The sequence below is a fragment of the Anabaena sp. FACHB-595 genome (assembly GCF_048568275.1).
Lineage (GTDB): Bacteria > Cyanobacteriota > Cyanobacteriia > Cyanobacteriales > Nostocaceae > Trichormus.
Genome location: NZ_CP183473.1, coordinates 4,857,357 through 4,869,631 on the forward strand (window position 1 = coordinate 4,857,357; position 12,275 = coordinate 4,869,631).

The 12,275-nt window shown below is 41.3% G+C and carries 9 protein-coding genes; 3 read left to right on the plus strand and 6 right to left on the minus strand.

Features of this window, described 5'->3' with window-relative positions; all coding sequences use genetic code 11:
* Positions 1 to 198 precede the first annotated feature (198 nt).
* Complete coding sequence (gene nrdJ / locus ACN222_RS20175) at positions 199 to 3,717, minus strand: ribonucleoside-triphosphate reductase, adenosylcobalamin-dependent (protein ID WP_010998175.1); 3,519 nt, start codon at positions 3,715 to 3,717, stop codon at positions 199 to 201.
* 394 nt (positions 3,718 to 4,111) lie between these two features.
* Here nrdJ and ACN222_RS20180 point away from each other — a divergent pair, with 394 nt between their 5' ends.
* Positions 4,112 to 4,696 carry an Npun_F5749 family FMN-dependent PPOX-type flavoprotein gene (locus ACN222_RS20180; protein ID WP_010998176.1) on the plus strand — a complete coding sequence of 195 codons (585 nt, stop codon included), beginning with the start codon at positions 4,112 to 4,114 and terminating at the stop codon, positions 4,694 to 4,696.
* A gap of 115 nt (positions 4,697 to 4,811) precedes the next feature.
* Here ACN222_RS20180 and cysE read toward each other — a convergent pair whose 3' ends face one another.
* The 5 genes from cysE to ACN222_RS20205 form a co-directional block, all read right to left on the minus strand.
* Positions 4,812 to 5,573, minus strand: a complete 762-nt coding sequence (gene cysE, locus ACN222_RS20185; protein WP_010998177.1) for a serine O-acetyltransferase — start codon at positions 5,571 to 5,573, stop codon at positions 4,812 to 4,814.
* A 137-nt stretch (positions 5,574 to 5,710) separates the two neighbouring features.
* Positions 5,711 to 6,199 (minus strand): hypothetical protein, encoded by a 489-nt coding sequence (locus tag ACN222_RS20190; RefSeq protein WP_010998178.1) that lies wholly within the window; start codon positions 6,197 to 6,199, stop codon positions 5,711 to 5,713.
* Positions 6,200 to 6,474: 275 nt separating this feature from the next.
* Complete coding sequence (locus tag ACN222_RS20195) at positions 6,475 to 7,518, minus strand: WG repeat-containing protein (protein ID WP_010998180.1); 1,044 nt, start codon at positions 7,516 to 7,518, stop codon at positions 6,475 to 6,477.
* A gap of 34 nt (positions 7,519 to 7,552) precedes the next feature.
* Positions 7,553 to 8,146, minus strand: a complete 594-nt coding sequence (locus ACN222_RS20200; RefSeq protein ID WP_010998181.1) for a Uma2 family endonuclease — start codon at positions 8,144 to 8,146, stop codon at positions 7,553 to 7,555.
* Positions 8,147 to 8,578: 432 nt separating this feature from the next.
* Entirely contained in the window at positions 8,579 to 10,234 is a 1,656-nt protein-coding gene (locus ACN222_RS20205) for a DUF3352 domain-containing protein (RefSeq protein WP_010998182.1), read from the minus strand.
* Positions 10,235 to 10,394: 160 nt separating this feature from the next.
* Here ACN222_RS20205 and ACN222_RS20210 point away from each other — a divergent pair, with 160 nt between their 5' ends.
* Together ACN222_RS20210 and hrcA are read left to right on the plus strand one after the other, a co-directional pair.
* Positions 10,395 to 10,754 (plus strand): rhodanese-like domain-containing protein, encoded by a 360-nt coding sequence (locus ACN222_RS20210; RefSeq protein ID WP_010998183.1) that lies wholly within the window; start codon positions 10,395 to 10,397, stop codon positions 10,752 to 10,754.
* Between the two features lie 416 nt (positions 10,755 to 11,170).
* The gene (gene hrcA, locus ACN222_RS20215; RefSeq protein ID WP_010998184.1) at positions 11,171 to 12,268 is read left to right on the plus strand and encodes a heat-inducible transcriptional repressor HrcA; all 1,098 of its coding nucleotides are present in this window, start codon (positions 11,171 to 11,173) and stop codon (positions 12,266 to 12,268) included.
* The last annotated feature ends 7 nt before the right edge of the window (positions 12,269 to 12,275 follow it).

Sequence of the window (12,275 nt, forward strand, 5' to 3'; positions counted from 1 at the left end):
TCAGGTAGGTTTTCAGAGAAGCCAATAGTCATTACTTGAGGACTTACGCATGAAAACGAAAAATCAAGGGTTTGGAGAAGGGTATAGGGGTGTCAATGTTTAAAATCCTTACACCCCTATATCCTTACCCTCTTATACCCAGTCTTAACAGGAAACCTGGGTGTGTAAGTCCTATACTTTTGACTATTGACTTTGGAATTAATTAGGACTTTGTTCAGGCATCATGCACTTATCAGAGTCACAACCGGCTGGGCCGACTTCCATTAAATCGCCGAAATCGTAGCGACTTAAGACGGCGTAAAAATCATCTGTTTTACGACGTTGTACAACTTCTTTCACCATTTGCTCATACTGTTCTTTTGAGATTGGCTCAAATGGTAAACGGGGGAAGGTTTGGTGGTCATCGAATCTGGCGAGGAGTGCTGCACTGATGTAGCCTTCATCATTTTGAATGGCTTGCCAGATTTGTGTGCCTAAGGTTTCCACTTCGTGTTCTCGCACTTCGATGGTTGCAGATGTGTTGTGGGTGACATAGAATTTCTGCACCTGCATATAGAAATCCATTTGGGCGATCGCATTAAATTTGCTAATGTCGATGGTATCCGCCCCCGGTATATCAGCCCAAGATACAGCCACGGGGATTTCTACTAACCATTCACTCACCCGTGGATCTAACGGATCGTTCAGCAAATTACCCTGTTCATCCTTGTCTGACTGGGAAGGTATGACATTGTAACCGTAGTCAATACAAGCCAAAGCCACCGGGTCATTTTTGCGGAATGTAATCCGACGAATAAACCTTTGAGCTTTGGGGGGATGCCAACCGGGACTAGCACCAGTTAATAAAGACTTTGTGCCACTAGGTTGGACGGTGGTACAGCGATTTGGACGCTTAATGTTATGGCGATCGCAATAATCCCACACAACACGCTGCACAATCTCGCGCCAAGAACTGAGGTATTTTTCTTCCTCGCGCTTAAATGCCAATCCTTGGGGCGTTGCTGGTCGTCCTGCTTCCCACCATTGCAGCCACTCTGCACCAAAAGCATGAACAAAGAAATCAAATAAACCAGTGAAAGAAACACCGACAATGGGGTCTAGTTCCCGACTATATTGATAACGCGGTTCTGGGAATTTGTGATTTAACAGTGTCGCTACAGACAAAGCCCCAGCAGTGAAGGCCTCCTCTTGTTCTTTGTAATTAAATGGGTCAATTTGATTTAAGTGGATTTCCGATAAGTTGCAGTGAAAATTGCTACCTATTATTTCTCCGCACGGATTTAAAGCATAACGAGCCAAACGGTGTTTTAGCTCTTTTTCATCAAAATGAGGGTGTCGTTTTTGCAACCAGTCTTTAGCCGTTCCTTGTTCATAAGCTTTGAGAAACTCTACTTTCAAAGCTTGTGTTGGTAGTAAATCAATATTGGCTCTAGCTACAGCTTCACCAGCCCATTGAATTGCCCCTTCGCCACTGTAGTATTGTTTACGTACAGCATCAACGCACTCTTCTAATGTGGGCTTGCGGTGAAAGACTCTGGTGTGGTTCGCCATCCGCAAAGAATCACGCTCAGGATCAATACGCCATCTGCCATTTTCATCTTGCTGCCATAGGTTATCTTTGGCAGCTGCCCCTAATTGGTCATCAGAGATGAACTGACGCATTCCGGCACTGTTATGTGTGAGATAGCCGTCGCAGTAGAAGCAATGAGCTTCATCGACTTCTATATCATAGGTTTGAACATGATCGTAACTGCCTAATCCTTTCACTGTGACAGGAATATCTAAGGAAATATCTGCCTCAGCAACGTAGCGTTCGTAATTAGCATCTACAGTACGGGAGCCTTGAAATCCCATCTCGCGCATTTCGCTGTAGGTGTAAGTTTCCCGCATGACTGCACCAGGAACGGTAAAACCATACATTTTCAGGCCTTGACGTAGTTCACCTTTAGCTGAATGCGGCGAAATCAGGGCATTGTAACGCTCCTTTAGCGCTGGAATTGTCAAGTTGTATTTGACTTGCCAATTTGAATTTTGTGGGTAAGTTGTGGTAAGTCTCCCAGCAATACCCAGGCTAGATAGAACTACACTTACTTGTCGAATAAATGACCGATAAACTGAGGTAATTAGGTGAGGAGGACGGTTATTAACAGCACCATCACTATCCATTAAGCCAGCTAGATATGCAGCCCTGATATCTACTGAACCTTGCAAGATAAAACTAGGAACTGTCAGGGGAATATTGGGCTGTTTGATGTGACGATGGAAATACTCAGCTAGCCGAATTGATGAACAGATTGATTTGGCAGTGTTCTCACCTTTGGTAATGCTATGAACAGCACTCAAGCCAAATAAAGCCAAAGCAGCATCGATTTTAGCTTGTATTCTACTTGTGACTTCAGCATCTAGGCTGTTCATTGACCACTCAACACGACCGTATGGTTTATCGTATTTATTGCGCCCAAGAGCTACATAGCCATCACCGTGGGTAAACCCGATGAGCCAAGCCACTTCCGCCGTTAGTTCAGGAACAACGAAGGATTTAGCTGTGCGGCTGTGGGAGGGACGAGATTCTGTAAAATCGGCGGGTAGATGGGTAACTGTACCAGGTAGAACTTGCTTGTTGTGCAGTAGGCGATCGCCTGCTTCTAAACTAGCAATATGTTTCCAGACAATGCCACCCTTAGCATCTTCTAACACAGCTTGTCTGTGGTTTAAAGTCGCCCTGGGGTAGGTGGCATTAGTTTCAATTTCGTAGACATCTTGAAACCCTTGGTCGAATTTATCAACAACTCGCCGGAATCCTAAAGGAGTCTGTACCAAGTCACCAACTTGCACGTCACGAATCGGAACTAAACCTTTAGCAGTATGAACTAAAGCATCTTCTGGGAGACAACGCCGGATATTGCCTGCAACAATTGTTACAGCACCTTCGTCAATCAACAGACAGCACTCTACAGAATTTAATTTTCTGCCTAAGGCTTTGTTGAGAATGGCTGCACAACGCTGATAAAGTCCAGGTAATTTAACGGGATTGGCAACGCCACCAAAACCGTTGAGGGTTTCCCCAGATTGGCGCACGTCGCTAACATCAACAAACACTTGTACTTCATCAGTAAATCTTTCATCTGTGGAGAGTTCCAGAAGGGCTTGATAAGATTCAACCCAACCCTCACGGCTATCTCCAACGTAGATAGTAGCGCTATTGCCTTCTATATGGGTTTGTGTATATTCACGACGTAAATGTTTAGGGGTAGTACCAATTTCCCCTTTAACAATGATATTCAGGTGATTACGAATGGGTGGCAGTTGATTAATATATTCCGGTTCGATGACGGCTCCCGTGCCACACCCCATCATCGCTAGGTTCATCATCAACCCGAAGGCTTTCCAGTCTTGGAGGTTGGTGGATGTGCAGTTATAGGCACCGGAGAAGTTTTTGGATTTATTGATCCAATCTGTGCCGCCCACCCACAACCAGCGTCCACTGGGTAAGGCTGTTAAATTACGCTGTGTCTTGTCTAAAATTGCTACTTCTTCCGGACTCAGCTTACCTAATTCGATTAAATCTTTGAGGGTGCGATCGCACACCTCATCCCACGTTTCCCTTAACCCCGCTTCTGTACGGCGGCTATAGGTTCTAAAAAATACCGGATTGGCAGCTGGGGCAGATTCAGGAAACCTTGCACTCTGACGTTTTCTCTCAAGCTCACGAACCATAAATCAAGTCTTGTTGCTTGTTAACAGATTACGACTATACGCCAAGTAGATTGAGGATAAAAGATTGAAAAATTTGCCACTTTACGCTAGGCCAGTGCTGTACAAATTGCCACATAAGTTTATGGTGTATAATAACTTTTCCTACCCAGAAAGTTTATATACTGAGTTGCAATTATTAACAGTGACAAAGCGTGAAAATGATAGGCGATAGGGCAAATTTAACTTAATCTCTACTTCCATTCAAATAACAAATTTTAGTAATAAGCAATATATATCAATCTAAAATAAGGTGAAATCACACACCTTACGATAAATCTGACATTAGCTGATCGCCATCAAACTTAATTAACCAAGCAAAAGAGTAATATAAATTACGAATTATAAATTATTTAGTATGTCTCTAGCTCCTTGGCGAAGCGCGATCGCCCATGCTCTCCATTGTAACCGCAGCCTAGTTTACTCCCACTACTTACAACTAGCCACAGTCAAAGCAAACGGTCATCCAGCTAACCGGACTATCGTATTTCGCGGTTTTTTGGCAGACACCAACCAACTCAAATTTATCACCGATGCTCGTAGTGAGAAAATCGACCAGATACAGCATCAACCTTGGGCAGAAGCTTGTTGGTATTTTCCCAATACCAGAGAGCAGTTTCGCATCACCGGACAATTAACTTTAGTGGCAAGTGATGAATCTCATCCTCATCTCCAACCAGCCCGGATTAGCACTTGGCAAGAACTGAGTGATGCTGCACGCTTACAATTTGCTTGGCCTCACCCTAGCCAACCAAGAGGGGAGGATCAGGCGGCCTTTAACCCACCGCCACCAAATCCCCAGCAACCAATACCTAATTTTTGCCTACTACTATTGGAACCCACCCAGATAGACCATTTGGAATTACGAGGTGAACCACAAAACCGTTATCTTTATCGTCGTGATCATAACCAAGAGTGGACCATCCAAGGTGTTAACCCATAATCGGGAGCGCTGAACCCTGAGTCAAGTCGCTTTGCTCCAATTCAAAATACTCTACGAGACGCTACGCGTTGGCGGTTAGCTTCTCGTAAGAGATGCCGTAGGCTATTTTGAATTGTTAAATGCCAGCACCATCTAAGAACTCTTGAATTGCCTTATCTCTGAGGTTGCACCACTGGGAATCGTGGGATCTCTCTGCTTCCTGTGAACTTGCAGCAACCAAAGCAGGAATTTTAGCAGCAGATTGATTATTTTGTAAGGCTTGTATTTGTTGTTCTAGCGATTCAATGCGGTCAACCAAAGCGCGAATTGCTTGAGCTTCCGAGTCTGGTAAATTGTTATGTTCTAGGGGGTCAACTCGTCCACCAGAACGATAAACAATGCGCCCAGGAATACCTACAACAGTACAATTGGCGGGTACATCCCTAAGGACAACAGAACCAGCACCAATGCGGACGTTATTCCCGATTTGAAGATTGCCCAGTACCTTAGCACCAGCACCAACAACAACATTTTCGCCTAAAGTAGGGTGGCGTTTACCGCTTTCTTTACCCGTTCCCCCAAGGGTGACACCTTGATAAATCAAAGCATAGTCTCCCACGATCGCAGTTTCACCAATAACCACACCCATACCGTGGTCGATAAATACACCTTGTCCAATTGTGGCACCAGGGTGAATTTCAATGCCCGTCAAAAACCGGGCTATGTGAGAAATTAAGCGGGGAATAAACGGTAATCCAAGGCGATACAGCCAGTTAGCTACCCGATGGAATAATAAGGCTTGCAAACCAGGGTAACAAAACAAGACTTCCAGCAAATTACGAGCAGCCGGGTCACGTTCAAAGATGATACGGAAGTCAGCACGCAGTATAGAGAGCATCGAGATAGCACCCTCGGAAAGCATAACAAGGTACTATCCCATAATATCTTTAATAGGGATTGGGTATTGGGTATTGGGTATTGGGGATAAAGTAAATGTTTTCTCCCCTGCTTCTCCTGCCTCTTCCAGTTCCCAAGCTATTGCTGTACAGTCAAAGTGTAGTTAGTTTTGACTCCAGAGTGGAATTTACCTATCCAAATTCGATAGGTTCCAGTTTTCCAGTCGATATCGTCAATGCTAGCGTCTTTACTCTTTCCTGTATCATCACCACAGCGAATTGTGGTGTCGTCTGGTCCTTGAATTAATAAAGTAGTATCTTTCCCGCCACTATTGATGAATAATTTCAGGCGAGGAAAGTCCTTTTCCAAAACCATAATGTGATCCGGCTTAGGGTCAGCAAAGCCAATGCAGGGTTTTCTTGAGCGATCGCGGTTACTAATGGCAGACAATGAATAAGAGCCACCCGTATAACCGGAAACTTTCCCCTTTGCCGGTTCAAACCCTGGTGATAGATGAAGTGTGGCAAAATTAGCTGTCTGAGCGATGACAGGTGTCGTAATGACGGTAGTGACTATAGCCAACAGCCAACCGCCTCGCCAGTGAAGTCGAGGGCGACAATCTTTCATAGCAGCCCTCCAACAGGCTCTAATAATAGTTTAGTAATGGTATATACATATTCTATTAAAAAAGTTTCGGAAAAATATAAACAGTTTGTGAAACCTTTGAATGTGGCACAAATTACGTATTTATGATTAGTATCAATTATGTTTTTTTCATGAAAATTAAAAGTTTTCACACCATCTTTATTAGAGTATATTCTTTGCTTGATAAATGCTGATGAGGAAGATTTCACTCACAAAAGTGAAAACTAGTAAGAAAAGAGGTATGTTTCACATTTTGATTAATTGCTGGGATTCCAGATAAACTCTCCTATTTTATTGATATAGCCAGCCTTGCCATCAACATATACCAACGCCAGTTCATTTGTAAAACTCAAAGCCAAGTCAAATTTTGGCTGGATTACCATCTTACCTTGAGTATTAATATAGCCATACTTGTTATCAATTTTGACGGCTGCTAATCCTTCAGCAAATTTTGTGACTCTATCAAATTCAGCAGCAATTACTATCTCACCACGAGGATTAATATAACCCCATTTTTCACCGATTTTTACTACTGCTAAGTTAAAAGTAAATTCCCAGGCATCATCAAATTGTGGTGGGATAACAAGCTTACCAGATGTATTAATATACCCATATTTATTACCAATTTTAACTGCTGCTAAACCTTGGTAAAAAGCTATGGTTTCGTCAAAACTTGGTTGTACAACTATATGTCCTTGAGAGTTTATATAGCCCCATTTATTGTTGATTTGAACGGCTGCTAATCCTTCGTTAAAGTGTAAAGCTTTATCATACTGTGGCTGAATGACTAATTTACCACTAAAGTCTATATAACCCCACTTTTCATCAACCTTAACTGCTGCTAAACCATTTCTAAAAGCTAAAGCTTCCTCAAATTGAGGTTGGATAACTAATTTTCCGTTAGGGTTAATGTAGCCATATTTATAATCAATCAATACTAAAGCGAGTCTGTTGGAGAAAGCAAAGGCTAATCGAAATTGTGGAGGTATAATCTGTTTACCTGTAGTATCAATATATCCATATTTATCACCAATTTTAACCTGCGATCGCTCGTCGATAAAGCCCCACGCTAAATCAAATTGTGGCTCGATAACTATTTTGCCATTTTTGTCGATAAAACCATATTTGCCATTTTTAAGAATACGAAACAATGGACTTGTCACACGCTGAGATGCTAATGATTGATTAGGGTTTTGCTTTTGTCTAACAATGATACTTGATGCTTGTAATTTTGGATGATAAATACCAATTAGAGCATTAATGATAGTCAAACAGAGAAAAAGACAAATATATTTCTGCATTTATTGATATGCAAATATTTTAGTAAGTTTATATTTATTGATTCATCCCTTGTAAAAATTGTTTTCTTGCATCAATAATTGAAGGCATTAAAACACAGCTTACCAATAAACTTATATCTAAATCCGGGAATAACTCACTTTGATTAATTTGTTCATAATTATCATTTTTGAGACGATATAATAGTAATTGATTTTTTTCCCAAAACAAAACTTCAGTAATATTGAACCGTTTGTATTTTTCTAGTTTATCAATACTGCCACTGGTAATATTGACTTCAATTGCTAAATCGGGATTTTCTTTTTTTTCTCCGATGTAATAAGATTCATCAGGTTCAAAGGATACACTTTTTTCTTTTGCCCGTCGCGTAGCACTCCCTACTGGAATAAAGTTTATACCTTTTTCAAAAAAGTATAATGCCAATAATATACTAATCACACTTTTAATCATTTCGTGTTGTTCACCAAGAGTCATAAATTCAATGCACCCATCAAGATAAGTTATTCGCAAACCTGCTGCATCTGCGGTTAAAGTTTCTATTGTCTCTAATTCTTCCCAGGTATAATGACCTGGTAGGAGAAATCGCTGCTCTGAAATCGTGGTGTTTTTATTTAAGATTTGTAGTGTCATAGTTAGTGCTAGTAGAATAGTTTAGACAAAAATTATATTTAGGTAAATACTCAAAGTCCCATTTTTGATATAGGAATCCGATTTGATTATTGAATTTATCTAAGTATCTGTAGGGTGGGCATTGCCCACAGTATCATGGTTGTGGTGGGCAATGCCCACCCTACTTATATTTTAGAAATAAAATACTAGTCCTATATATGTAAAAATTTGAATATTTTTGTATAAAAATTAAGCTTAATCGAGAATAAGTCAGTAGCCTGAGCAATTTGTTTGTAAATGGAACAAATATTTAACAAATTTAACTTTTGTCGCCAATGGGATTAATAATATTATAAAAGCTTTTGTCTGACTCGGTAAATGGCTAGCCTTTTCTTGCTCCCATTGTAATCAAGCGATCGCCTGCTCTTCATCAGGTGCGATCGCTTGGCTAAATCAATGATCAAGTTGGAATAAAATACCGCCTTTAAGCGTTCCAGGCTCATTACCGTAACTACTGAAGGTCAGCGATCGCAAATTCTCAAAGAATGGTTTCCCGACTAATTCTATGAGCTTAAGTATGGGTATTTGCTGCTCTACTAAATTCTGACTTTTTGACCAGTCCAGATAGATATAACCTTGATTTGGTTGGGGAATGGTAGCGATAGTATCTTGGAAGTTGCGGTTATTGATTAAAGATTTGTCTTTAGTTGTAAAAACCTCATAGATAGTTGCTAGGTCAGAGGTAAAAATTTCATAATTGCCTAAGGTTGTATGTACCCCTTTTACATTGGCTTCCACTATAAATGATGGTTTGTTTTTGCCATCAGCTTTTTGAGTTGCGGTTGTTAATTCTGTCCAGGCGACGACTGTTTGCTTGTCCAGTTTAATTGTATTAGTACTGAGTCCTTGAGATGAGGCGATCGCATCTAAACGCCCAATAGCTTCTGGTACATTTTCTGACTTTTCTGTCACAAAAACCCAGTCAGGAATGCTCTGTCCTGTACGGGGGATTAATGCAACTGCGTATTCTCCCTGTACCCAGCTAAATATATCTTGTCCTAAATTGATACCCTGACTTTTCTGCACATCGGCTAAGGGTTGAATCAATCGGGAAATTATATCTGTTCCTGAACCAGAGATGGCTGTTTTTGCTTGTGTCCAGAGTTTGGCTAAATCGCTGTTACCCAAATTGTCTAAGTGGGAACCAGAAATGACCAACCCTGCTGATGCGGGAATATATTGTAATGCGCCTACAGGTTTAGATAGTGGGGGTGATGTTGGTAAAATTTCCGATGCAGTGAGAAAGCTAGTTTCTGCTAATATTCCTTGAGGATTTAAGGTGAAAGCGACAATTTCACTATCGTAGGTTGGTTCTGGTAAATCTAAACCTTGCCATCGTGCCACTAGAGGGAGATTGAGAAAAGCCGTAGCTAGAGAACCTTTAGGTATTTGTTCAATAGCTTTTTGGTATTGGGTAGAACTCAGCAAATTTAAATCAGGAGCCTGGACATTATTAATCGCATCACGCAATACTTTAGGATTATTGGCGAATAACACAAAGTTATCAACCACTGCACCAGCCAGAGAATCGGACTCTGGTAAAGAACTATCATAGATAACCTTTGCGCCTTGATATTCTTCTGTTGCTAAGTTCGCTCCAGCTAATACTCTTTTAGAGAACAATAATTGCAGAAATTCTTGGCTTTTCTCTGGTTTGCTGGTTGCTAGCGCCATTAAATAGCCTGGTTGTCTCCCATTCTCCGGGTCACGGTCAATATCTAGGGTAGTGACAGCCAATGTAATTTCATCTTTTAGCCAAGGTTGAATGTCTTGCTTATAATCTATGCCACTCTTAGCCAATAAGCTGGTTTTGAGTTTAGTTAATTCGCCTGAACTGTCGAAAGATTGCAACCGGTCAGGATTTACCAGTAATGAAACTGTTACAGGAGACAGCTTCGATATAAATATGGCTGCACTAGGTTGAGAACTAGAAGAGACAAGGTTAACCGGACTTTTAGCGAAGAACCAGTAAAAGCCTGCGATCGCCGCTACAATCAAAGCGATCGCCCCTGCAACAATAAAACCAGAAAAAGAGCGTTGTGTGTTCATTAGTTATTTAATTAGTTGTTAGAGACGCGATTAATCGCGTCTGTACAGTTGTCAGTTGCCAATAGTTTTCTCTTCCCCCCCCTGCTTCCCCTGCTCCCTACTCCCCACTCTTCCCCTTTTCTGTCAACATAAATAATATAGGATTGTTTACTAAAACCTCATGACTGGGAATACTTCTGGGCAACCAATGACTCAAATTAGTGTAAATGAATTAGCTCTATATCTTGCTAATGAAAATGCAGATATTCAGTTAATAGATGTACGGGAACCGCAAGAGTTAGCGATCGCCCAAATTGATGGCTTTGTCAACCTACCCCTGAGTGAATATGCTCAGTGGTCAGAAAAAGTCCCAACTATGTTTAATCCAGAAGCAGAAACCCTTGTATTATGTCACCACGGTGTCCGCTCTGCTCAGATGTGTCAGTGGTTAGTCTCTCAGGGATTCACCAATGTCAAAAATATTGCTGGTGGTATTGCTGCCTACTCTTTGCTAGTTGACTCCTCAATTCCCCAGTATTAGCGGCTTACTAGCTCATTAAATGATCTCAAGCTGGAATACTAAACTCCAGCTTATTTGTGCTATTGTTGACAAAATTCTCGGAGTTTGAGATTGCAGTAATGAAGCCCAATATAGTTAGGTTCAACCTAAATTTAGCTAGCATTATTAGTATATATATCAACCATAAAAATACGTATCTTACAATACATTTTATCTAATTTATATATGCAAAAATACTGAGAAAATTAAATAGCAATACATCAATTTTTTTCTTTCATCAGCCGACTCAAAAAATAGCAACCACAGAATTTTAATAATAGTTATTACAATAGAAATATATATTTTGCGTTTCTAATTAACTATTATGAATTTTTGCTTTAAAATTTCACAATTTTTCAAAATCTACTTAGCATTTGCCTTCCGTCAAACATATCCCTATGCAAGTCCAGTTGACTAATCGACAACAGCATATACTTTGGGCAACGGTACGTCATTATATAGCTACAGCAGAGCCTGTTGGCTCAAAAGCTTTGGTCGAGGAATACGACTTGGGCGTTAGCTCTGCCACAATTCGCAATGTAATGGGCGTACTAGAGAAATCTGGGTTATTGTACCAACCGCATACATCTGCTGGACGAGTACCTTCTGACTCAGGTTATCGCATTTATGTTGACCAGTTAATTACCCCCTCTCTGCGAGACACTACACGAGCAGAAGTTTTAGCAAAAGAGGTAGAATCAGCCCTACAACAGCATCTGCAATGGGAAGACTGGAGTCTGGAAATACTGTTGCAAGGAGCCGCCCAGATTTTAGCTAGCTTGAGTGGGTGTATTAGCTTGATTACTATGCCCCAAACCAACACAGCATCCGTAAGACATTTGCAGTTAATGCAGATAGAAACGGGACGAATCATGCTGATATTGGTGACGGATAGTTATGAAACCCACTCAAAGCTGATGGATTTACCCCCAGCGAGGAGCGAAACAAAACCCGACCCAGAAGTAATTGACAGGGAATTACAAATTGTTTCTAACTTCTTAAATAGTCACTTACGGGGGCGGAGTCTGTTAGAAATCAGTACTCTGGATTGGAGTCAATTAGATCGAGAATTTCAAAGTTATGGAGAGTTTCTAAAAAATTCCGTAGCAGAATTAGCCCACCGCAGTGCTGCGCCGGCTGCAACTCAAATCATGGTGCGGGGTTTGGCAGAAGTGTTGCGTCAACCGGAATTCTCCCAGCTTCAGCAAGTGAAAACGATTATACAACTATTGGAAGAAGAACAAGAGCAACTGTGGCGGCTAATATTTGAGGAACCAGAGTTAGAAGATACGCACAAATCCAAGGTAACAGTGCGTATCGGCGCAGAAAACCCGTTAGAACCGATACGCACCTGCTCCTTAATTTCTTCTACCTATCGCCGGGGAGGAGTCCCGTTGGGTAGTGTGGGAGTTTTGGGGCCGACACGCCTAGATTACGAAAGTGCGATCGCAGTTGTAGCGGCTGCTGCTGATTACCTCTCAGAAGCCTTCAGTTAAATTAGAT

Bases quoted from the DNA above. Each gene is read 5' to 3' on its own strand.
- nrdJ (WP_010998175.1), bottom strand. From the start codon at position 3,717: ATGGTTCGTGAGCTTGAGAGAAAACGTCAGAGTGCAAGGTTTCCTGAA.
- ACN222_RS20180 (WP_010998176.1), top strand. From the start codon at position 4,112: ATGTCTCTAGCTCCTTGGCGAAGCGCGATCGCCCATGCTCTCCATTGT.
- cysE (WP_010998177.1), bottom strand. From the start codon at position 5,573: ATGCTCTCTATACTGCGTGCTGACTTCCGTATCATCTTTGAACGTGAC.
- ACN222_RS20190 (WP_010998178.1), bottom strand. From the start codon at position 6,199: ATGAAAGATTGTCGCCCTCGACTTCACTGGCGAGGCGGTTGGCTGTTG.
- ACN222_RS20195 (WP_010998180.1), bottom strand. From the start codon at position 7,518: ATGCAGAAATATATTTGTCTTTTTCTCTGTTTGACTATCATTAATGCT.
- ACN222_RS20200 (WP_010998181.1), bottom strand. From the start codon at position 8,146: ATGACACTACAAATCTTAAATAAAAACACCACGATTTCAGAGCAGCGA.
- ACN222_RS20205 (WP_010998182.1), bottom strand. From the start codon at position 10,234: ATGAACACACAACGCTCTTTTTCTGGTTTTATTGTTGCAGGGGCGATC.
- ACN222_RS20210 (WP_010998183.1), top strand. From the start codon at position 10,395: ATGACTGGGAATACTTCTGGGCAACCAATGACTCAAATTAGTGTAAAT.
- hrcA (WP_010998184.1), top strand. From the start codon at position 11,171: ATGCAAGTCCAGTTGACTAATCGACAACAGCATATACTTTGGGCAACG.